Below are 23,540 nucleotides of genomic sequence, written 5' to 3'. Positions count from 1 at the left end.
TCAATTCCATGCGTGGCGCGCCGGCAGCGCGCGATTGACGAGATAGTTGCCGATCAGATGCTGTTTCCAGCGCACCGGATCATGCAGCGTGTGCGTCCGCGCGTTGCGCCAGTGACGATCGAGGTTGTGGGCCGCACGCGTCGCGGACGAGCCGGCCCACTCGAAGAGCTTCTCGCTGGCATCGAGCGCGGCGCGCGTCGTCAGGATCTTCGCTTCGGCCACGGCCACCGACGCGCGCGCGCTCGCATCCGCGTCGATCGGGAGCTTGCGCACGGCATCGAGCACATTCGCCGCATCGAACAGCACCTCGCGCGCGGCGTGAACGTCGATCGTCAGGCGGCCCACGTCGCCGATCAAATGCGGATCGTCGCTCGCGCGCTCGACGCCCGAGTCCACCCATGGCCGGGCGCGCTCGCGCACGAAAGCGATCGCGTCGGCCAGCGCGGCTTGTGCGATGCCCAGATCGATCGCGGCTTGGATCAACTGCGAGTGAGCGCCCGTCACGCCGGGCGTGTTCGCCATTTTCCAAACCGGCAAGACGTCGTCGGCATCGACCGGTACATCCTCGAAGAGAACCGAACCGCTGGCCGTCGTTCGCTGACCGAGCGCGTTCCAATCGTCGATGACGGTGACCCCGGGCGCGTTGCGCGGCACCCATACTTGAACCACGCGCCCTTCATCGTCGAGCGCGCGCGTCGGTACGCGGTGGGCGAACAGCGCGCCGGTCGAATAGAAACGGCGCCCGTCCAGACGCAGCCCCGCCGGGGTTTGGCGCAGCCTCGTCGTCCCCTCGAGGATCGTGCGCGCTTGCGCCGATCGACGCTCCGGGCCCGCATTGCCGAATCGATATCCGGCCAACGCTTCGCCGTACAAACGCGCCTTCTGGCTTTCTGAGCCGACTTCGCGCACTACCGCCAGGACGCCGAAATGGTTTTGCGGGATTTGGCCGAGCGAAGGATCGGCCGTGCTAACGATCGCAAATACCTCCGCGAGCGTCGCATGAGAGACGTCGGCCCCACCGAACTCGCGCGGCACCGTGATCCCGCCGAGACCGCTCTCGGACCATAGCGCCAACTCATCCCATGGGAGGATCCGCTCGCGATCGCGCCGCGATGCGCCCGGCCCGAATTGCACGGCGAGCGCGTGCGCGGCTTCGATTGCCTGCGCGTCGTTGACGATGCGCCGCACCCGCTGCGGGTCGGGCGTTGGCGGCGATGTTGGCGGCGATGAAGCGTGAGGGGTATCAGGCGTATCGGTCGGCATGATCGGAAAAAGAAAGCATGAAAAGCGTGACAGCGTGCGCGTCATGACGATGAGCGACCGGTGCGCTCGTCCCCTCGGCGCCCGTCCTTCGCTCGAATAAGGCAAACGATATTGTCGAAATCTAAGAATGGAAAGCGAACGAATACTTTCGACTAAGCAAAGTCCTCGCACGGGGATTAGCTACCCACATATTCGTATTTGCGGCTGCGTTGCGTGGGTGGTTACGATCGCCTTTCGTCTCAACACCGAGTAGAAAAATCATGCAAAAGAGAACCACGCTACGTGCTATCGCCGCCCTGCTTCTCGCGGGCGCCTATTTGATCAAGCCGATCGACTCGCTGGCCGCCCAACAAACCGTGCGCGTCGGCATTATGTCGGGAGAGGACGAAGACGTTTGGCGCGTCGTGGCCGAGAATGCGGCCAAACACGGACTCTCGGTAAAGGTCACGACCTTCAACGATTACACGCAACCGAACGCCGCGCTCTCGCAGCACGACCTCGATGCGAATTCGTTCCAACACAAACCGTACCTCGACGCACAGGTCGCTTCGCGCGGCTACGACATCGTGCCGGTCGGCTTCACTTACGTTCAACCGATCGGACTTTATTCGCGCAAGTTCAAATCCGTCGCCGCGCTGCCTGACGGCGCGAAGATCGGTGTACCGAACGATCCGAGCAACGAAGGCCGGTCGCTTCTGCTGTTGCAATCGCTTGGGCTCATCAAGTTGAAGGCCGACGTCGGGTTGTTGCCGACCGTGGCCGACATTCAGCAGAACCCGAAGCACGTTCAAGTCAAGGAACTCGATGCCGGGATCGTCGGCCGTGCGATCACCGACCTCGATGCCGCCATCGTCAATACCGACTGGGCCATCAAAGCCGGGATCAAGATTCCGCAGGAGCGCATCGCGCAAGAGCCATTGCCCGGTAACCCGTATCGCAACTTCATCGCCGTGAACGGGAGAGACCGCAACGCCCCCTGGGTGAAAGCGCTCGTCGAAAGCTATCAAGAGCCGAACGTCGCCAAGGCCATCTTGCAGGTCTATCACGGGGCGACCTTGCCCGCTTGGCAACAGCCTTAACGCGTCATGCGCTCGATCGCGTATCGAGCGCCGATTCATCTTCCGCTAGGACTTTTCAGTATGCGATTGCCGTCGTTCATCCATCGTTTCGCCTTGTTCGCCGCCATGGCCGGTGCCGCCCTCGGCGCGCACGCGGCCGATTTCACCGTCGCCTATCAAACCTCGGTTTCGCCGGCTGTCGTCGCACAAGCCGACGGCTCCTACGAGAAGGCGACGCACAGCCAGATCGACTGGCGCAAGTTCGACGACGGCGCGTCCGTCGTGGCCGCGCTCGCATCGGGCAGCGTTCAATTCGGCTACCTCGGGTCGAGCCCCGACGCAGCGGCCGCTAGCCGCAAACTGCCGATCCAGACGTTTTTGATCGCCGCGCGGCTGGTCACCAGCGAGGCGCTCGTGACGCGCAACGGCAGGGGCATCACGAAGCCGGCGGACTTGATCGGCAAAAAGGTCGCCACGCCGTTCGTATCGACGAGTCACTATTCGCTGCTGGCCGCGCTCGAACACTGGCACGTCGATCCGAAGAAGGTGCAGATCCTCAACCTGAACCCGCCTGCGATCAGCGCCGCTTGGCGCCGCGGCGATATCGACGCGGCCTACGTCTGGGATCCCGCGCTCGGCGTGACGAAGGAAACCGGCAAGGTGCTCGTGACATCGGGTGAGGTGGGGCAATTCGGCTCGCCGACGTTCGACGTGTGGGTCGTGCGCAAGGACTTCGCCGAAGCTCATCCGGACATCGTGAAGGCGTTCGCGCAAACGACGCTGCGTGCCTACGAAGACTATCGACGCGATCCGCAAAAGTGGCTTGCCGATTCCGCTCATGTCGATGCGGTGGCCCGCATCACGGGCGCACGCAAGTCCGATATTCCCGACCTGCTGGAAGGCAACGAATTCCCGACGCTCGCGCAGCAACGCGATGCGCTCGGCGCACCGACCGTCACCGCGCTCGCGAACACGGCGCGTTTCCTGAAGGTACAAGGCAAGATCGACGACGTGCTCGCCGACTACGCGCCGTATGTGAGCGCCGGGTACCTGCCCGCGTCGCTGCACTGACCCATCGCGGAGCCGTTCGACGATGGTCGCCCTCGTACTCGATCGTGTCAGCGCACGGCATCCCGATGCGCCGGAACCCGTGCTGCGCGACGTATCGCTGAGCCTATCGGACGACCAACTACTGGTCGTCCTGGGGCCGTCCGGCAGCGGTAAGACGACGCTGCTCAATCTGATCGCCGGTTTCGCGAAGCCCGTGGGCGGCTCCATTACGCTCGACGGGCACCCTGTCACCGGGCCCGGCGCGGAACGGGGCGTCGTCTTTCAGCATGACGTATTGCTTCCTTGGCAGGACGTGCTGAGCAACGTCGCGTTCGGTTTGCAACTGGCGGGGGTGGCGCGCGAGGAGCGAGAACGCCGCGCGGCGCAATGGCTTGCACGCGTCGGCCTAGCCGGACTCGAGCGCCGGCCCGTCTGGACGCTGTCAGGTGGGCAAAAGCAACGCGTCGGCTTAGCGCGCGCACTCGCAGTGGAGCCAAGCTTGTTGCTGCTCGACGAGCCGTTTGGGGCGCTCGACGCCTTCACGCGCGAGCAAATGCAGGAACTGCTGCTCACGCTTTGGCGGGCGAGCCGCAAGCCTGCGCTTCTGATTACGCACGACATCGAGGAAGCGGTGTTTCTCGCAACCGATCTCGTGCTGCTCGCGGCGCACCCGGGGCGGATTATCGAGCGGCGCTCGCTCGATTTCGCGCGGCGCTATGCGGCCGGCGAAAACGCGCGCTCGATCAAATCCGATCCATCGTTCATCGCGACGCGCGAGGATATTCTCGAGCGCGTGTTCGCCGAACGGATCAGTGGGAGTCATCTATGAACCGTGTCTCGATCGACCCGCCGCAAGCGTTCGGCGACAGCGAGACCCTGGACGTCTCCGTATCCGCGCGTGAGCGCCGCCGCCCTCGCGGCATTCCCTCGACAGCGATCAGCGCGGGCACCGTTGCCGCGCTCGTCTTTCTGTGGTGGCTGTCGACTCGTTTCGGCTGGATCGCGCCGCTATTTCTGCCGTCGCCGGGACAAGTCGTTCATCAGTTTCAGGTCGTCAGCACGCGCGGCTATATGGACGCGACACTCGGACAGCATTTGTGGGCTAGCCTGCAACGTATTCTTGCCGCGTTCGGCGCGGCGCTCGCGACTGCGATTCCGTGCGGCGTCTTGATCGGCCGCAGCCGGATTGCGCGCGGGGTGCTCGATCCGCTTATCGAGTTCTACCGTCCCATTCCGCCGCTTGCTTATTTACCGTTGATCGTGATCTGGTTTGGTATCGGCGAATTTGCGAAAGCGCTGCTGATCTATCTTGCGATCTTCGCGCCGATCGCGACCTCGACGGCCAACGGCGTGCGCAACGTCGATGTCGCGAAGCTGCGCGCGGCGCAAGCGCTCGGCGCCAGCAATGGGCAGTTGATCCGGTACGTGGTCCTGCCTCACGCATTGCCGGACGTACTGTCCGGGACGCGGATCGGCTTGGGCGTGGGTTGGTCCACGCTCGTCGCGGCCGAATTGATCGCGGCCACGCGTGGCTTGGGGTTCATGGTGCAATCGGCGTCGCAGTATCTCGCGACGGATGTCGTGCTCGTGGGGATTCTCGTCATCGCCTTTATCGCGTTCGCGTTGGAGCTTGGCTTGCGCGCGCTGCAACGGCGGCTTGTGCCTTGGAGTGGGCGGTAGGCATGCGTTGCGCTGCACTGTGTGTTAAAGGGATCTTTGCGTTTGATCAGTATCGACTTCTGGGGCTGTACACTCGAGGCCCGACACTCTAGCTAACCAAACCAACGCCAAAGTACCCGTGCCAAGGCCCACTATGATCATCGCTCCTTCTGCGGTGACGATGCGTGGCAGTACTTCTGCGCTAGCGGCGCTCCATCCCTGCCGGGCACCTACGGATACGAATGAAAACAACGGAACACCGAGTCCTCCTGCGAGGAAAAACGCCCAGTAAGCAACCCTTCTGGTCCAATATGCAATCAAAGGCATTGCAAAAGGGACGCACAGTCCGTACATGGCACCGATAAGTGCGTCGTGTCTCATGAGTGACCTCTCTTCATTTTGTGGCTCAGCGGCTGTCTACAGCGGCCTGTGCCGCGTGACCGGCCGCCTGCGCTTGGACCGCTCCATTGATTCGAATCACAACGCCGGGGACTGTCGTGATATTCGTGATCTTATTGGGTATGCCCGCCCATTTGAACATCGACGTTCCGAATATTCCATTTGCAACTCCGACGGTCGCTGCCGCGGTTAGCCCTAGCAATGAAAATCTCTGAGTGAACGCAGCCCCCGCATCATCACCTTGAAATTTCGCGATTGCTGCAGTGCCCGCTGCTGTGAACGTATATGTTCCTGCGGATAGGCTAGCACCCGTTAGTGCCCCGGTCGCCAGCGAATACCGAGCCTGAGCCGCCTTGTATGCCGCCGATAGCTCGGTGATAGACATGCGCGTCGTCGACGCAACGGCGCTTACCCGAGGCGCGACGCTGGCTATAGCGAGTCCCCCTGTTAACACTGACGCTATCCCTAAACCAAGCGCCGGATGGGAGATCGCTCCAGGTAAAGCCTGTTGTTCGGGCGTTAGGGATAGATCCTTGTTACCATAAAAGAATGGGTCTATATATTCTCCCGGGGTCGCCCTGAACATATCCCGGCCGTACTCGCTGATATATGCCGACGCAGTCGGATCACCGCCTGGCCCCTTACTAGCGACTGCGTCGACCATGCGATACCCGGTTCCCAGCAACTTGTCCCGTGCTAGGTCGACAGCGAGCGGTCCGCCCGTTTCTTGTTCATAGCGTTTTGCGAAAGACTCGGCGCGATCTCTGGCCCATTCTCGTTCATCCGGACTTAACTGCCGATTAAACCGATCCGTAGCCGCCCCCACCAACGCCCCCGTCGATCCCCCCGCCACCGCCCCCGCTCCACCGGCCAGCAAGTTTGCCGCTACATTCCCCAGTAACTGATCAAAGTCGTTATTCCCCGTGGGCCCCGCATCCCTGATCGACTGCGCAATCTCTTGCAAGTGCGGTGCAAGCTTCGCCGACAAACCGGCTCCCGCCGCCCCGCTTGCAGCACCGCTTCCACCTCCGGTCAGGCCTCCTGTCAACACCCCACCTGCGATGTGGAGCCCCACGCGATAATCGCCGCCTTCTCCCCAGTTCCTGGCCTCTTGCCAATAGCGTTCCCTCACCTTCGGATCGCTTTCCCGTTCCGCCGCCGTCAACGCTTGCTCTCGCTTCTTATCCGCATAAGCGCCAATCTCTTTGGCAACGGTTTCCGCCGACGCTTGCGCTGCGTTGATCAAGTCCGAGTGCGAACTGAGCACGTTCTGCAAATTGGGCGTCTTCTCAACCGTACCGTTGAGGTTCGCCACATCGCGACTCAACAAACCGATATCTTGCTTTTGATTCGCTTCGTCCGCGATTGTGATGCTGCCGGCGCTAATCGCACTCCTCGTATTCGCTTCGCTGCCATGACGCTCGCTGACGCGAAGCGGCAAGCCCCCGCCTGCGTTGCTGCCGGTAGTCGGGCCATGCGTTGCGTAGTTGTTCCCCCCATCGCCGATACCGCCACCCGCGCTGACCCCGACACTGCTCGCCGCATACCCGGAGCCGTTTCGGATATCGGAGAAGGACAACGTACCCGTCATCAAGCGGTTGCGCTCAGGAACAGCCTCACTCGCGATATAAGCCCCCTTCAAATCGGTATTGCCCTTAACCGTGATATCGAATCCACCCTCGCCGGCTCGAATGCCCGACTGCTCGTTGACACCGGCATAGTGACCGCTCGCATGGCCGTTCTGCATGCTGAAACTTGCGCTTCCACCTCCCTGGCTAACGCTGAAGCCGCCCCCCATACTTCGCTGCTGCGCAACCCTATGGACCGTGTCTTGCACCGAAGCGATATTCAAATTTCCGCCGATGTCGGCGATCACTTCGTTACCGCTGACATTCGCACCGACGATAGCGGTATCGCCACCGCTTATGATCGTGACGTTGTTGCTCGCGGCAACGTGAGTATTGTTTTGCATCGTCGCGTCGGAATTGGCGTATCCGTCCGCTTGCGACATAGCAGCGGAGACACCCCAGCCGTTCGTACCGAATGACACCCCTACGCTCGCACTCTGCGATTCGTTGGTGCTGCGCACGCGCTCGGTATCGAGAGAGCTCAAGAGATTGACTTTATCCGTCGCCTTCAGCAGAACATCCTTGGCGAGCAAATCTGAACCTTCTATCGTGACATTTCCTTGCCCGGCCCCCTTCTCGCCCGTCGCCACGAACGCGACCTTGCCCCCGGCTCTCACCTGGCTGCCGTTCCGGTGCGTGCTGTCCTGCGTATAGGTGGATTTGCTACGCGACGAACCGAAGCTCAGTTCGATCTTCGCTTCCGGATTCCCGCCCTCAGTCATCGCGCGCGTCATGCCACCTGACGCGCCGACCAAATCCGCAATACCGCCCGCCGCTGCGATACCATGCAAGGCTGCTGCGCGGCTATCCTGGCTCTGACCCGCCCCTCGTGCCTGCTGATTGAGGTTTTGCAGGGCATCGATCACCGGCGACTTGACCGCCAACGTAAAACCCGAACTCTTCAACTCATGCGTTTCGTGGCGCCGACGGTCCGTCTGCGACGCATCGACCTTGACCTCCTTACCCACCCCAGTCATGTTGAGCGCCGCAACGAGATCCGATCCGCTCACGTGAAGCTTGTTGCCCGCTCGCAATGAAACATTGCCCTCGAGACTGCCGATCAAGCTTCCACGCGAACCTTTCTCGGTATCGAGGCTCGTATCGATCGCCTGGTTTTGGCCGTACGAAATTCCTGCGCCCGCACTGCCTAACCCCGACTTTTTCACATCTCTAAAGTGGTATTCGTGTGATGCCGTATTGGCGGTCGAAACCGTTAGATCGCGCACGGCTTCGAGCGTCACGTCGCTGGTACCCGCAATGGTCGCGGCGTTCGCTGTTAAATTGTTGCCGGCCAGGACTTCAACCGAGTTTCCAGAGACCAACGTACCTATCGCGTCGGTGTATCCGCTGGCATCGATCGTATGGGTGGACTTCGAGGAGAGGATGCCTCGCTCCCTCACTTCATGTTCGTCGTATGCACTGGCACTACGCTCCCCTGCCAGTAAGTAAACGTCGCGTCCAGCCATGATTTCAACGCGGCCTTCGGCACCGACATTCGCCGCAGTCGCACCGAAATCACGGCCGGCCAGGATCCGGACATCCCCCCCGGAGCCGATTACCGTTCCGATATCCATCGATGCGCTATGTTCGGCCCGATTTTTATCGTCCCACCGGACCTGATCCGAATTGCTTTGGCGCAAAGCGGACATCTTTGCATCGCGTTGCGCGGCCAGCAAAACGTCGCCCGACGAAGCGATCTCGGCTGCTTGCGTGAGGAGATCGCGCCCCGCGCGCGCGGTCAGGGCCCCCGCGTTGATGTGCGCGATTCGATCGATGTCCGTCGCCGATCCATTCGCCGTCGTTGCCGATTGCATCATGCTAGTGAGGCTCAAATCGCGTCCGGCCGAGAGGTCGATGACATCGCCCTGAATCAGTCCACCAAGGTTGGCCAAATCCTGTTTTGCTTCGGCTTGCACCGAGCGCCCCGCAACCGCTCCCACGTTTGTGATCGAATCTGCCGTGACAATCATTGTGCCCCGGCTTGCAATCGTGCCCGAGTTGACGAGCGTGCCCTCATTTCTCAAAGTCACGTGCTCGCCCGCAATGATCGATCCGGTACCGGTTACTTCGGCCGCGCTTGAACGCAAATAGACCTGTGGCACCAAGACGGTTTGCTCCGATCCGTCCGGAAACGCGACTGAACGATTGACGAGCCATACGATGTCATCAGTCAGCGCCGCCATCTGCGCATCGGTCAAAGCGGTGCCCACATTGATGCCAAACTGCTGCGCGGCTTTCACGCCGTTAGCCATCAGCACCCGATAGGCCGCTTGGTTATCGCTGTAGTTACCGATCAATCGCTGCCCCGTCGCCTGGATGATTTGCTGCTGAACCAACTGCTGCTCGTAGAAGCCATCGCCCAAACGTTTTTGCACCGAACCAGGATCGACACTGAGCGCTGCGATCATCGTCTCGCTCGACAACCAAGTTCTCTTATTCGTGAAACGCCGATCGGTTTCAATGAGATATCGGCTGCCAGGGTCCGAGACGACTTGAAACAATGCGTTGTTCGGCAGCTTGACGTTAGGCTCGACTGTGCGAATTTCGACTGTTCCGAGCTTCGCTCGTGCGATTGCTGTGGGCGAGCCGGTTAAGCTACGGCTCGCGGCGATAGCTCGATCCGGGACCTCACCGCGACCATCCGGGCCTATCCCTTCGAGGGCTTGGATCGGTTGCACCGCGGTACTGCTTACGCGGATGCCGGACACACCGCCCCCGACCGTTGAATCAGTTGCAATGCGCTTGATGGGATCCCGGTTCGCCGGTGTAGCAATGACCACCGGCAAGTCGATCTGCCTAGGCGGGAGCGGCGCCATGTACTTCTGCGTGGCATGCCTGCGCTCATCGCCGCGAAACGCGCCGCCCGATTCAACCCAGGTATGGATGGCTTTTCCCGATCCATCGAAGGTCTCCTCGCCCTTCGGCTGACTGTTGTCCCGGATCGCATCGTTCAGGTAGGCGTGCCCCCCGGCCACGATCTGGCTTCTATCGTTGATGCCGGAGCGCGCCGAAATCGTCATTTCACGTCCCGCCGTGATAATGCCCGGCTGGGTCGCGGTTACGACGTCCCTCGTGGATTTGACGTCGACATCGTAGGTCGTCCAGGTCGGAATAGTGCGGCTGCGGACGTCGCTGTTGTAGTCGTATATCGCACGGTTCAGGGCGGCGTACGATCGAGTTAGACCGTCATACCATTGCTTGAAAGGTGCACAGCGCTCCGTCCCAGCTGTGAGACAAGATTGCATCTCCCACAGCGACGATCCGGGTTGTCGAGACTGCTCGATCGGTACGCTCAACGAGTACCAGTCCGCGCCCAAGCGCCGTTGGTCACCCCAGACATTTAGAAAAAACTCGCCGGATTTGATATAAGACGAATCCGGTGGCGATGGAGGCGGTTCAATACCGAATTTCGCCCACATTTCCGCAGGTACCGTGCGAAATACGCCAACCGGCTCTATCTCACTTCCCGTCGCGTGGGGGTGTCTCAGGTTCGACGATAGACTGGGGTAGTGCACGCCGTCGATCTTTCCGGCGATTCCGTTTATCGTGTACTTGGCGTACTCGTCGAACGGATACTGCGCCGACGGAAGCAGCAGGAATTTCTGATCGTCGTCCAGCGCCCATCGATATTCCGTCCCGGGTTTCGCTTCGTGCGAATTGCGTTGATAGAAGTACACCGTCGACGGATCGACCTTATCTGTCGAACCCGCAATGGTGTACCACAGCTGTCTACCCGCATCCGTCGTGACCCGTTCCGTTTTGAAGCCGGCATTGAGATTTTCAAAGCGGTCAGCCGCGATGTCCACGCGCCCGCCCGCCTCGATGATGGAGCCGCTGTTCGTCAGCCGATCCGATGCCGCATCGGAGGCTCTCCCGTTCTCGTTCAGATTTGCTCCAGTGCGAATATCGTTCGACGCATAGATCAGGCTGCCGGCGCGATTTTGCACGACATGAGCGCCGACATCGAGGTCCCCACGCGACGCGATCGCACCTGCTACGCCTTCAGCGTTCGGTTCGTTACGCACAATCTGCGCGCCGATCGATATGGAATCCCCGTAGATGCGCCCGCGGTTAGTCGCGGTGTCATTCACTTCAACGAGCGTTTGACCGCCGTCGATCAACCCCGCGTTCGCCAACGACTGCGATGCGCTTACATGAGTTGCTATATTTGCCGCGATTTCTCCAGTGTCTGCATTGCCAACGTACCGGCCCGACACAGTGGCAACGGCACCCGCAGTCATCGAACCTGAATTGTTTATGTCACCTTTCGCGGTTGCATCGAGATCGCCCTGCGCGTGAAGCCGCCCCCCATTGATCAAATCTCCGCGAACCGCAACCTCCACATTACCGGCCGATTCAATTCGGCCATGATTGTCGAGACCACCGAGCGACAGGGCGATCGTCCGCCCCGCGTTGATGTCACCATCCGCATTCGTCAAATCCTGACCGGCGTCGATCGAAAGCTGACTCGATGCGGTCATCGTGCCGCTCGTGTTGTCAATCGTCGCACCACCGATCGTCACATCCGCATGCCCGCCGATCTGGCCCGCGGCGTTCGATATTTCACCTGCGCTCTCTAGTCCGAGCGGGCCGTGAGATAAGATCGCGCCGCGGTCGTTCGAGATCGATTGTGCCGTTAGCCGTGTCGTATCCGACGACGAGATCATGCCGCCGGCATTTTCAAATGCGCCCACGATCATGGTCGCGCCTGTCGCTATGACTCGGCCGCCACTTGGCGCGCCCTCTAACGTACTGTTATTGAATACGCCCGAGTGCGTATCGATCTTGGCCAGCGCACCCGCCTGAATCAGCCCGGAGCGATTGTCGAACGCGCCCGATTCACTATCGAGCCGGCCGTTTGCGGTGATGACTCCGCGCGTGTTGACCAGGTCCGCGTTGCCGGCATTGAGGCTGATGTCGCCACCGGCGACCGTACCGGCAGCGTTGGCAAAGCCCTCACTCGTCAAGGAGACATCGCCGCCCGCCAGCATCTTGCCTCGGGTGTTGTCTATCTCCCCGGATGCCGTCGCGGTCAGCGGCCCATCGACCGAGCCGATCAAGCCCCGCTCGTTATTGAGCCGGTCGGCTTGGATATCGGTTGAGCCGACCGAGGCAATCCGCCCTTCCACGTTGTTCGTCAACGAACGTGTCGATACTTCGAGAGTCCCGCCTGCGACGACCAAGCCATGATGGTTCGACAGATCTCCGAATGATTCGATCGACAAACGACCCATCGTGGCGATCGCTCCTCCGTCGTTTCCGATCGAACCCGTGGTGACACTTGCCTCGCCTGCCCGGATGGAACCATCGGTATTGTCCAACTCACGCGTACTCAATGTGAGCGCACCACCGGATCGCAAGTCGCCGCTCACATTGTTCAATGTCCCATACGAAGTTATCGTTGCCCGGCCCTCGATGGTGCCGATCTCTCCTGTCGCATTACTGTCCACGGAGCGAGCCTGCAATTCCAGGCCGTCGCCGCCAACAATTGATCCGTGCCGGTTCGTCGCCCGCCCATCGACGATAAGCTTGAGCCGTTGCCCAGAGAGAATCGTCCCTCGATCGTTATTTGCATCGAAAGCAATGCGAACGCCGGCGCCACCCGACAAGGTGCCGATCTTTCCGTCTACGTTGCTCGTCAAGCGATGGACGTCGAGCGATAAGCCGTCGCCGCCGACGATGTGACCGCGATCGTTGCTTAAGCCTCCGGTTGTCGATAAATGCAGGGCACCAGCGTGGGTTCCGATTAACCCGTCGTTGTTCGATAGATCCGCCGTTGAAATGGCCGCCTGCAGCCGACCGGCTAAGGTACCGCCGGCGTTCTCCACGTCGCCGGCCGTCAGCGTTAATTTATCGCCGGCCATCGTTCCTCCTCGGTTTGACGCCGATCGAGCTTCTACGTGCGCATCATGTAGGGCGGCAAGCATGCCGCCGTCGTTGATCCATGCCCCCTTGGATCTCAACGTTGCATTCATCGCGCTCGCAGTGACCCCGAGCGTCGTCAGGCTCTGGTCGCCATTCACGTTGAACGCGCTTGCGGCAGACACGATGCCGTGATCGAGCGAGATCGTCGCGCCGGACAAATTGATGTTGTCGCCCGCCGCTAGCGTCCCGTCATTCGATACGTTCTTCCCTGTCATCGATATGCTGCCTGGCCCCGACAACCCTCCACCCGTGCTCAAGCCCGCGTAGAGGTTGCCTCGATTGACGATATCGATGGCCTCGAGATCGACATTAGACCGCGCAGCAACGATCCCATCGTTCTTAAGCGTCGACCCGGCCTTCAAGCGAACGCCTTCGGCGCTGAGAACTGTCCCATGGTTGATAACGTTAGCCGCATCGATACGCGTGTTGCCCGCCGCTTGGAGACGCCCCTCGGCTTCAATGGTGACGTCTCCCTGAGCCGACAGTACGATATCGCCCGAAAGCGAATCGATGACGCCCGAATTGCGCACGCCGACACCTGATTCGGTGCCAATCAGGCGGACGCTATTCGCGTACATGCCACCGAGCGCCTGGACATCGATCGCGACGCTGGGCGTCTCCGCATCTGCGGCTCGAACCTTAGCCGTGCCGTCCGGATAGCTGACTTGATTTGAGCCCGCGGTCGTACGAATGACGTCCGCCCAAACGTCTCCGTTGATACGCATCGCACGTGCAATCAGATCGATTGCACTGCCTCTCGCATCGAGTCCGGCGCCATCGACAGCGAGCCGGCCCTTCGCAACATCGAACCCGGCAAGCGAGCCGTCGGCGTTGAACGATGGCCGCCCAGTCGTGAGCGAAATACGCGGAATGTTGATGAAGCCACAACCCGCGCATGTGATCCCCGCAGGGTTGGCAATAATCAGATTGGCACGACCGCCTGCGATCTCGGTCATACCCAACAAGCGCGTGGGATTGCCTGTCGTCACCTGGTTGATGATGACCCGTGCCGGTGAATTGCCGATCAGCGGATTACCCTGTACCCAGCCGGCGATTTGCGTCTGCACGCTCCGCGGTGTATTGACGATGACAGCGCCATTGGTACCGACGTTGTAATGCGCAAAGTTATTCAGAGACACACCGGCTCGATTGGGCGCGACGATATTGACCAGCGGCACCCCCGAGGCGGAGACGCCTACCACCGGATGTCGAGAACCGCTGCGGTCGGGGACCATCGGTAGCGTTGCTTGGGCCTCGACGGCGATCGGCTTCAACCCGAATAGGCACAGTGCCGCGAATGCGCGTGCCCGAGCGGCGAACCATACAGATACAAAGCAACGGTGCGACGCCGATAGGCAGACGCCTCGTAAAAAGGAGCGCTTCGCGGCACGACGTGCCGTCGCGAACTCGTCGGCCGGCACCCACATGCCTGGCGCGGAGTTGAACACCAATCGATAGATTCCGGAATTCACGGTTCGTTTCGAGTCGCCAGACAGTGCAGGGAAGCGGGCCGAGCATGCATAGCGCGCTCGGCCCCTCGGAGATGTGCTTACGAACAGTTCAGCACGGCCAAACCATTGATCAGCCCCACAGTCGGCGAGTGGATCCCGTACGAGACGACGAGATAGGGCTTGGACGGGTCAGGGCCGAGGAATGCCGTATACAGCGTGGAGCGCGATGCTCGCGACGCGTACATCGAGCCCAACGGCGCGTTCCCACTAAATGTCTGGTCGCGATCGCCGCCGATCGCGTAGTCCAAGGTCAACGCCGCGCGGTTCTCGAAGACGCCAAGCGAATTGCTCGCGGTGGACAAGGTTGCGGTCGCGCCTTTGAGCACGCCCGGAACGGTGTTGCCGTCGCTCGCCGTTGGGCGGGTCGCAGCCGCCAACGTGCAGTTCATCCCAGTCGATGGCACACGGACCTCAACTGGCGCACCGACGGCCCACACTCGACCTTGATTGGCGTTGTACGTCTCTCCCGCCCACTCGCTGCCGGCCGTCCAACGGCCAATCGCGAAGTGACCGTTACCGGCAATATCCGTCACGGTACCGGCCGACAAAACGAGCCAGTCTTTGCCCCAAGGTAGCTGGGTGTAGACCCCCGGCGCATATTCCTTTACCGCCGACGAAACATATCCACTGCCGGTGAGGCGAAGCGTACCTTGCGGAAATGTGCCATCCGCTCCCCATGAGACCGGGGGCGTCACAACCTTAAGTGTCTCGAGATCACTCGAAAGTGAAACCGACGATCCTTCGACCGTGATCGCTGCGGCGCTCCCGCCATGTTGGGCGTCCGCCACCAAGTTAGACGCGTCCTTGCCGCCTTTGCCGCCGCCTCCGCATGCGCTCAATCCGAGCGCAGCGAACATGACTGCCGCCGCAGATGCCTTGCCGTATCCGTTTCGCTGTATCCGCTTTTCCATACTTGATTTGCCTTTGGTCGGTTTGCCACTGGGTTGAATTGGCGCGGAAGGCCGCGCCGCTTACGTAAATCCCTCGAGGTCAAAGCAGCACGCTGACTTGGAACAAGAACGTCGGGGAACCGCTGATGCCTGACGGCCTCAACATCGGCCAGCCCACCGACGCGTCGTAGACCAAAGCTGCTCCCAAGACGCTTTTCGGTGCGACACTCCCCCTGGCACCAAACACTGCACCGATCAGCGTTTGCCCCGTCAAAAAATCGGCTGCCCGTCCTCTCACCCGCCCCAGATCGACGCCGCCGTATAGCGATTGGACTCCGATCCCGGTCGGCCGATACCAGCTCACTTCGTTGGAAATCGCCCATCCACTCTCCGCGGCGAGGGTCACTTGCTGATTGAAGCCACGTACCGAATAACGCGTACCGATCGAGAAGTAATCGGTCGGCGCGAGCGGCGTGCGCGCGATTTGGGTATTCCAGTCGAATTGGTAGGAAAAAAATTGATCGCCAAACTTGAATGGGAACTGCGCGCCGAAACTCGCTAAACCAACTGCCGTTCCGCCATCGAAATCGGGCTCATCGAGAACCATGCCGGGATCGTTCGATAACCGGGGCAGCGATGCCCGCCATCCGATGGTCGCGTTCAGCACGACGTTGCCGACGTATTGCCGGTGCGATAGTCCCAGCTCGTATCCGACGACATCGCGCGTCTGCGCGGGCAAATCGACCCCGTCGTATGTATTTCGATTGATTCGGCGGTAGACATCGCCGTGCATTTCCGTACGCGCGCTCGCGTTTCGAAAAATCACTGCCGAAAGCCCCGCTTGCAGTTGCGATTGCACACCGCTGTACTGGACAGGCCCGTCGAACGCAGGAACCGTCCGCTTGTATCGCGATCGACTCGCGCCGAGTGAAAACATCGCATAGCCGATCGGCACGCTGTAGTTCGCCGCAAGGGATCGGTTTCCTTCACCGGGCGCCCCGAAGTTCGCATTCGTCGCGCCTGCAATTTGCAATTGGTCGTATAAACGCAAGGGCGAATCGACAGTAAGCGATCCTGACAGCCCCGTTTTTCCCGTTGAATTCAGACCCGCGTTATCGATGCCCAACACGAGGTGCCAGCGCTTTTCCGTCCCTGGATGCAACACGAGTTCGGAATCGCCCTGGTTCGCTCCCGGCACAATGTCAAATCTCGCATCGGATTGAGAACGCAGGCGCCGAAGATTCTCGAGCGCTTGGTCGATATCGCGCTGGTTCAACAACCTGCCTGGCGAGGTCGGCAGTGCTGTGCGTAGCCATCCGATCGTCGGGCCGTCCGCCCCGACCTTCGCCAAGCGTCCAGGCACTACCGCGAGCGTCAGCGTCCCGGATCGCAGCGACTGACTCGGCACAAGCACACGGGAGGTCAAAAATCCACGGTCGATCAATGCATTGTTGGCCGCGTCCTGGATCTGCTTGAGCGCAGTCTTACCGACGCACTGACCGGCGACAGGCTGGATGAAGCGCGCCAGCCACTCGAATGTGTTGTCGTCCAGGACGATCCGTTCAATCCTGAAACACGGACTGTCGATAGGAAGGTTAGAGACGCTAACGGCCGAGGCGCGCTCGTCAACTGGCGATAGCACGGTCGGCTGCGGATTCAACTCCTTCGCTGCTTCGAGTTGCTGTTGTTGCAGTCGCTGAATTTGCGCTCCTGGCGCCATGCCGGGGGAAGCAATCTCCTGGGCCAACGCGGACATGCTCAACAGCGCGCCGCCGCATGCGATTGCCGCCTCTCGAGTCAACCCTATGCGATTTCGCTCTACCGACACCAAGCGCACGTTTCCACCACCGCCCGTCAAAACCGCGAATCTACATTCGAGCGTTTTGATTCAACGAGGGAGGCCCATAAATTCAGACCTACGGAAAGGGAGCGACGGAAGGTCATTCGACCTGCACCGACGCCGACCGATTACCTCCCACGTAATCGACGCGCCGCATGGGATCGCCGATCCTTCGACCACGGCGCCAAGCAAAGCGCGCCCGAACGCACGGCAAGCGCCGTCATCCTCAATCTGCTTTGGGAGATAACCATGACCGCCCATCTCGACCTCGTAGACCGCTATTTCGCCGCTTGGAACGAAACGGATGCCGAGCGCCGCCGCGAACTGATCGCGGGCACGTGGACCGAAGACGCCTCCTACGTCGATCCCCTACTCGCAGGCAAGGGGCATGACGGCATCGACGCCATGATCGGCGCCGTCCACGAGCGCTTTCCCGGACATGAATTCCGGCTGAGCAGCAGCGTCGACGGCTTCGCCAACTACGTGCGGTTCTCCTGGCACCTCGTCGCGCCGAACGGCGACGCGATCGTCAAGGGCTCCGACTTCGGGGTGGTCGATGCGCAAGGCAAGTTCCGCAGCGTCACCGGGTTCTTGGACGCCGTACCGGAAGCCGCTTAAATCAAACCCCGAGGCGGACGGACCGCCGAGTCCCCCGCCTCGGCATCAATCGCCCACGGCAATCGCGAGCGTCTCCTTGATCTCTTCCATGACGACATAGCTTTTCGACTGCACCGCGCCCGGCAACTGCAACAGGATGTCGCCGAGCAGCTTGCGGTAATCGGCCATTTCGCCGATGCGGGCCTTGATCAAATAGTCGAACTCGCCCGAGACGAGATGGCATTCGAGCACCTCGGGGATCTTGTTCACCTCGCGCCGGAACTGATCGAACATGTTGCCGCTCTTGTTGCCGAGCGTGATCTCGACGAACACGAGCAGCGCCGCCCCGAGCTGCGCCGGATCCACGCGCGCGTAATACCCCGTGATGACTTGATCGCGCTCCATGCGCTTGACGCGCTCGATGCAGGGCGTGACGGTCAGCCCCACGCGCTCCGCGAGATCCTTCATGGCGATGCGCCCGTCTTCTTGCAGCACCTTCAGAATCTTGCGGTCGAGCTTGTCGAGCTTACGGATCGGCTGACGTTCCGTTCTCATATCGTTTCCACCAAAAATCAAAAAACTACAGGAACAAAAACTGCTTTTGTCGCAATACTATAGCGCCATCAACTGGACTTATCGGTATTTGGAGTAGCCATGCGAGTCGTGATCTTGGGTAGTGGCGTCGTCGGCGTAACGAGCGCCTATTATCTGGCGCGAGCCGGCCACGAAGTCACGGTGGTCGATCGCGAAGCGGGCCCCGCGCTCGATACGAGCTTTGCGAACGCAGGCCAGATCTCGCCCGGCTACGCGGCCCCCTGGGCCGCTCCCGGCGTACCGCTCAAGGCAGTGAAGTGGATGTTCCAGAAGCACGCGCCTCTCGCAATCCGTCTGGACGGCACGCAGTTCCAATTGCGCTGGATGTGGCAGATGCTGCAAAACTGCACCGCCGAGCGCTATGCCGTCAATAAAGGCCGGATGGTGCGCCTCGCCGAATACAGTCGCGACTGTTTGCAGGCGTTGCGCGCCGATACCGGCATCCAATACGAAGGCCGTACGGGCGGCACGCTGCAGGTGTTTCGCACGCAGCAGCAACTCGACGGCGCACAAAAAGACATCGCCGTGCTGAAGGACGCCAACGTGCCGTACGAGCTCTTGAGTCCCACCGAGCTCGCACGCGCCGAACCGGCGCTCGCCGCCGTCTCGCACAAGCTCACGGGCGGTCTGCGGCTGCCCGGCGACGAAACGGGCGATTGCCAACTGTTCACCACGCGTTTGGCCGCGCTTGCCGAATCGCTCGGCGTGAAGTTCCGCTTCAACACGCCGATCGATGCGCTGGAAATGGCGGGTGGCCGCATCGCGGGCGTACGCTGCGGCGGCGAAACGCTGCGCGCCGATGCCTACGTCGTCGCCCTCGGCTCGTATTCGACCCAGTTCCTCGCGGGTATCGTGAAGATTCCCGTCTACCCGCTCAAGGGCTACTCGATCACGGCGCCGATCGTCGATGCCGCCAAAGCGCCGGTCTCCACGGTGCTCGACGAAACCTACAAGATCGCCATCACGCGCTTCGACGATCGCATTCGCGTCGGCGGCATGGCCGAGATCGTCGGCTTCGACAAGAAGCTGCGTCAAGCCCGCCGCGAAACGCTGGAAATGTGCGTCAACGATCTGTTCCCGGGCGGCGGCGATACGCGCCAAGCGTCGTTCTGGACGGGCCTGCGCCCGATGACACCGGACGGTACGCCTGTCGTCGGCCGCACCCCGGTGTCGAATCTGTTCTTGAACACGGGTCACGGCACGCTGGGCTGGACGATGTCGTGCGGCTCCGGCCAGTTGCTGGCGGATTTGATCTCGGGGCGCCGCCCCGCCATTCAATCGGACGACCTCTCGGTTCATCGTTATCTGGGCGAGTTCGGCAGGACTCCGCAACCCGCTTACGCGTAACGGCTCGCGCATACCTCAGTAGCCGGAAGCAACACAAACGGCGCCCCAACCGGGCGCCGTTTGTTTTTGGTGCATGCGGTGCCGCCGTCTCCAAGATTCAAATTTCAACGCCCCTCCCATACGCCGCTCAAGTTCTAGGGCCGGACGCCGTTTACCTTGACTACATAACTGAGATTCTTATCAGTCATACGAAAGAGTCGCAGTGCCCTTCCCCCGATCCGCAGCTTGAGAGCGCATCTCGCCATCGGATTTCGCCCACTTCTACTTCACTACCATGCTCAAGAATCTCACTATCCGTGCGCGGCTCGCATTGGCGATGTCGTTTCTCGGCGTCCTATTGCTCCTCGGAGGCGCCATGGGAATCGCCGGCGTGTCGATGGGCAACCGGGATCTGCAAGGGCTGTACACCAACGAGCTGACCTCGTCTGTCACGCTTGGGCGGTCCACTGTCGCACTCGCGCGCGCCAGGCTCATGCTGTATCGCATCGCACTCGATCCGACTAGTCCGGATGTGGCCAAGGAGACTCAGTCCGCCCACGATCTCCTCGCCGATTTCCGGAAGTCATGGGAAGGGTACAACGCGTTGCCGTTCTCGAGCCCCGACGAAGAGCGCCGCGCGGCCGACGTCAAGACGAAGATCGAGGCGCTCATGGCCAATGGTCTCGAGCCGATGTTCAGTGCGATCGCCAGTCAGGATGTCGCCAAGATCCCCGCCGTTTGGCTGCGCGTACCGACAAACCTATTCGTGGACGTGACCGACGGCCTGGACGCACTCGCCGAAATGCAGATCACTGCCGCCCGGGCAACGTTCGATGCCGCGCAGGCGCGCTTTCACGCGTTCATCGGCATCGCCGTCGGCGGCTTGCTGCTCGCGCTCGGTGCGGCGGCGCAGACGTGGTGGTCGCTGCAACGCGCGATCGGCGGACCGCTCACCGAGGCGATCGGCCATTTCCGGGCAATTGCAGACGGCGACCTGACCACGCGGGTCGAGATCCGTTCGCGCAATGAGATGGGTCAACTGATGGCCGGCCTGCAAGCGATGCAAGCCAAGCTGGTGCAGGCGATCAGCGTGGTGCGAGATGGCTCCAGGTCGATCGACACGGCCACGCACGAGATCTCCGCCGGCAATCTCGATTTGTCGCAACGGACGGAAGAACAGGCTGCGTCGCTTCAAGAAACCGCCTCATCCATGGACCAACTGACGTCGACCGTGCGGCAAAACGCCGACACCGCGAGACAGGCCACCGATGTCGTGAACGGTACGGTGCTTCTGACCGAGCAGGGCAATCAGGCAACGCAGGAAGTGGTCCTGACGATGCGCAGCCTTTCCGGGTCGGCCGGCAAAATCGCCGAAATCACCAGCGTGATCGAAGGCATTGCCTTTCAGACCAACATCCTGTCATTGAATGCAGCGGTCGAGGCGGCACGGGCCGGGGAACAAGGCCGCGGGTTCGCCGTGGTCGCGAGCGAAGTACGCGCGCTGGCCCAGCGCAGCGCGACCGCCTCTAAGGAAATCAAGGGCTTGATTACGGACTCGCTGGCCCATGTCGAGAGCGGCGCGCGACAGGCGGATCGTGCGACGCAGTCGATGGCGGACATTCTCGCGTCCGTGCGCAACGTCAGCGATTTGATGGGAGAAATCGCCGCGGCGTCGGAAGAACAGTCGAAAGGTATCGAACAGGTCAACAGCGCGGTCGTGCAGATGGACCAGGTGACCCAGCAGAACGCGGCACTCGTCGAGCAGGCGTCGGCAGCCGCCATGTCGCTCAAGGAGCAGGCCGAGCAGCTCGAGAGCGTCGTTTCCGTATTTCGCATTCGGGCATAAGACGCCTGCGCGGCCAGTGTGGCCCGGGGTCTTCGATACGCAAAAAGGGGCGCTCGCGCGCCCCTTCCATTTCTCAGCATAACGCGCCGCGTGACGCGGCGCTGCTCGCTCAGCCCAACGCGTTCACGAGTTCCGGCACGAGCGTGAACAGATCGCCCACGAGGCCGTAATCGGCGACGCTGAAAATCGGCGCCTCGGGGTCCTTGTTGATCGCCACGATCACCTTCGAATCCTTCATCCCCGCCAAGTGCTGGATGGCGCCCGAAATACCGACGGCCACATACAACTGCGGCGCGACGATCTTGCCCGTCTGCCCCACTTGGTAATCGTTCGGCACATAGCCCGCGTCCACGGCCGCGCGCGAAGCGCCCAGCGCCGCGCCGAGCTTGTCGGCCAACGGCTCGAGCACCTTCGTGTAGTTTTCGCCGCTACCGAGACCCCGGCCGCCCGACACGATGATGTTCGCGCTCGTCAGCTCCGGACGATCGAGCTTCGTCACTTCGCGATTCACGAACTGCGAGATGCCGCGATCGGCCGCCGCCTCGATCTTCTCGACCGCCGCGCTGCCGCCTTCGCTTGCCACGGCGTCGAAGCCCGTCGCACGCACCGTGATCACCTTGATCGGATCGCTCGATTGCACCGTCGCGATCGCATTGCCCGCGTAAATCGGACGCTCGAACGTATCGGCCGACACCACAGCCGTGATTTCGCTGATCTGCGCCACGTCGAGCTTCGCGGCGACACGCGGCGCCACGTTCTTGCCATAGGCCGTCGCCGGCGCAACGATATGCGAATAGTCCTTCGCCACGTTCAGCACGGTGGCCTCGACGTTTTCCGCCAGGCCCTCGGCCAGTTGCGGCGCATCGGCCAGCAGCACCTTCGCCACGCCGGCGATCTTCGCCGCCGCGTCGGCCGCGCCTTGCGCGTTGTGACCCGCGACCAGCACGTGCACGTCGCCGCCGATCTTTTGCGCGGCCGCAACGGTGTTCAACGTCGCGCCCTTGATCGACGCGTTGTCGTGTTCCGCAATAACCAGAATCGTCATTTGTTTAGTCCCTCTCTCACAGCACCTTGGCTTCGGTCTTCAGCTTCTCGACCAGCGTCTGAACGTCCGGCACCATCACGCCGGCACTGCGCTTGGGCGGCTCGGCCACCTTCAGCGTCTTCAAACGAGGAGCGACGTCCACACCGAGGTCTTCGGGCTTGATCGTTTCGAGCGGCTTTTTCTTCGCCTTCATGATGTTGGGCAGCGTCACGTAGCGCGGCTCGTTCAGGCGCAGATCGGTCGTCACCACGGCCGGCAGGGTCAAGGTCAGCGTCTCGGCGCCGCCGTCCACTTCGCGTGCAACCGTCGCCTTGCCGTCGGCGACCGTCACCTTCGAGGCGAACGTCGCTTGCGGCAGATTCGCCAAGGCAGCGAGCATCTGACCCGTTTGATTCGAGTCGTCGTCGATCGCTTGCTTGCCGAGAATCACGAGCTGCGGTTGCTCCTTGTCGACGAGCGCCTTGAGCAGCTTCGCGACAGCCAGCGGCTGCAGGTCTTCGTTCGACTCGATGAGGATCGCGCGATCGGCACCGATCGCCAGCGCCGTGCGCAGCGTTTCTTGCGCTTGCGCGACGCCAGCCGACACCGCCACCACTTCCGTGGCCACGCCCGCTTCCTTCAGACGCACCGCCTCTTCAACGGCGATTTCGTCGAACGGGTTCATCGACATCTTCACATTCGCAATGTCGACGCCCGTGCCGTCCGACTTCACCCGGACCTTGACGTTGTAGTCGACCACGCGCTTGACAGGCACCAAAATTTTCATGCACACGCTCCAAAGTTACGAATACGTCAACCCAGCGCCATTATAGCGACAGCCCATGCCGCGGCCGCATTAACCGGCGGTCCGGCAAAGCCCCAATGGCAAATTGCCGCGAACGCACCGGGGCGGCGCACTTCGGAATAACG

The 23,540-nt window shown here is 61.4% G+C and carries 14 protein-coding genes; 7 read left to right on the top strand and 7 right to left on the bottom strand.

The features are described 5' to 3' along the window. Nucleotides 1-1,263 (bottom strand): SfnB family sulfur acquisition oxidoreductase, encoded by a 1,263-nt coding sequence (locus DXT59_RS08775; protein WP_116136597.1) that lies wholly within the window; start codon nt 1,261-1,263, stop codon nt 1-3. Nucleotides 1,264-1,523: 260 nt separating this feature from the next. On the opposite strand from DXT59_RS08775, the gene DXT59_RS08770 reads away from it, so the two are divergent. The 4 genes from DXT59_RS08770 to tauC are packed head-to-tail and all read left to right on the top strand — an operon-like array spanning nt 1,524 to nt 5,051. Then, on the top strand, nt 1,524-2,342 hold the full coding sequence (locus tag DXT59_RS08770) for a MetQ/NlpA family lipoprotein (RefSeq protein ID WP_116136512.1): 819 nt from the start codon (nt 1,524-1,526) through the stop codon (nt 2,340-2,342). A gap of 60 nt (nt 2,343-2,402) precedes the next feature. Next, nucleotides 2,403-3,392 (top strand): taurine ABC transporter substrate-binding protein, encoded by a 990-nt coding sequence (gene tauA, locus DXT59_RS08765; protein WP_116136511.1) that lies wholly within the window; start codon nt 2,403-2,405, stop codon nt 3,390-3,392. A gap of 22 nt (nt 3,393-3,414) precedes the next feature. Next, nucleotides 3,415-4,200: a taurine ABC transporter ATP-binding subunit gene (gene tauB / locus DXT59_RS08760; protein WP_116136510.1), complete on the top strand. Its 786-nt coding sequence runs from the start codon at nt 3,415-3,417 to the stop codon at nt 4,198-4,200. Next, nucleotides 4,197-5,051 carry a taurine ABC transporter permease TauC gene (gene tauC, locus DXT59_RS08755; protein ID WP_116136509.1) on the top strand — a complete coding sequence of 285 codons (855 nt, stop codon included), beginning with the start codon at nt 4,197-4,199 and terminating at the stop codon, nt 5,049-5,051. Before tauB ends, tauC begins: the two co-directional genes overlap by 4 nt. A gap of 385 nt (nt 5,052-5,436) precedes the next feature. Here the strand turns inward: tauC and DXT59_RS08750 are convergent, their stop codons facing one another. From DXT59_RS08750 to DXT59_RS08740, 3 genes are all read right to left on the bottom strand, one after another. Further along, nucleotides 5,437-14,256, bottom strand: coding sequence for a two-partner secretion domain-containing protein (locus DXT59_RS08750; protein ID WP_240324451.1), 8,820 nt, complete (start codon nt 14,254-14,256; stop codon nt 5,437-5,439). A 275-nt stretch (nt 14,257-14,531) separates the two neighbouring features. After that, on the bottom strand, nt 14,532-15,350 hold the full coding sequence (locus DXT59_RS08745; protein ID WP_116136507.1) for a hypothetical protein: 819 nt from the start codon (nt 15,348-15,350) through the stop codon (nt 14,532-14,534). Between the two features lie 133 nt (nt 15,351-15,483). Continuing rightward, complete coding sequence (locus DXT59_RS08740; protein WP_162878004.1) at nt 15,484-17,139, bottom strand: ShlB/FhaC/HecB family hemolysin secretion/activation protein; 1,656 nt, start codon at nt 17,137-17,139, stop codon at nt 15,484-15,486. A gap of 333 nt (nt 17,140-17,472) precedes the next feature. Between DXT59_RS08740 and DXT59_RS08735 the strand changes: the two genes are divergently transcribed. Further along, nucleotides 17,473-17,841, top strand: coding sequence for a nuclear transport factor 2 family protein (locus DXT59_RS08735; protein ID WP_116136506.1), 369 nt, complete (start codon nt 17,473-17,475; stop codon nt 17,839-17,841). A gap of 45 nt (nt 17,842-17,886) precedes the next feature. Here the strand turns inward: DXT59_RS08735 and DXT59_RS08730 are convergent, their stop codons facing one another. Beyond that, nucleotides 17,887-18,375, bottom strand: a complete 489-nt coding sequence (locus DXT59_RS08730; protein WP_116136505.1) for an Lrp/AsnC ligand binding domain-containing protein — start codon at nt 18,373-18,375, stop codon at nt 17,887-17,889. A gap of 99 nt (nt 18,376-18,474) precedes the next feature. On the opposite strand from DXT59_RS08730, the gene DXT59_RS08725 reads away from it, so the two are divergent. Together DXT59_RS08725 and DXT59_RS08720 are read left to right on the top strand one after the other, a co-directional pair. After that, entirely contained in the window at nt 18,475-19,761 is a 1,287-nt protein-coding gene (locus DXT59_RS08725; RefSeq protein ID WP_116136504.1) for a D-amino acid dehydrogenase, read from the top strand. A 274-nt stretch (nt 19,762-20,035) separates the two neighbouring features. Beyond that, nucleotides 20,036-21,586, top strand: a complete 1,551-nt coding sequence (locus DXT59_RS08720) for a methyl-accepting chemotaxis protein (RefSeq protein WP_116136503.1) — start codon at nt 20,036-20,038, stop codon at nt 21,584-21,586. A gap of 109 nt (nt 21,587-21,695) precedes the next feature. Here the strand turns inward: DXT59_RS08720 and DXT59_RS08715 are convergent, their stop codons facing one another. Both DXT59_RS08715 and DXT59_RS08710 read right to left on the bottom strand, forming a co-directional pair. Further along, on the bottom strand, nt 21,696-22,631 hold the full coding sequence (locus tag DXT59_RS08715; RefSeq protein WP_116136502.1) for an electron transfer flavoprotein subunit alpha/FixB family protein: 936 nt from the start codon (nt 22,629-22,631) through the stop codon (nt 21,696-21,698). Between the two features lie 16 nt (nt 22,632-22,647). Beyond that, nucleotides 22,648-23,397, bottom strand: a complete 750-nt coding sequence (locus DXT59_RS08710; protein ID WP_116136501.1) for an electron transfer flavoprotein subunit beta/FixA family protein — start codon at nt 23,395-23,397, stop codon at nt 22,648-22,650. Nucleotides 23,398-23,540 lie beyond the last annotated feature (143 nt).

The sequence above is a fragment of the Trinickia diaoshuihuensis genome (assembly GCF_003390925.1).
In the GTDB taxonomy this organism is placed as follows: domain Bacteria; phylum Pseudomonadota; class Gammaproteobacteria; order Burkholderiales; family Burkholderiaceae; genus Trinickia; species Trinickia diaoshuihuensis.
The sequence above is the reverse complement of the archived record's forward strand: the minus strand, read 5'-3'. Positions and strand labels throughout refer to the sequence as shown.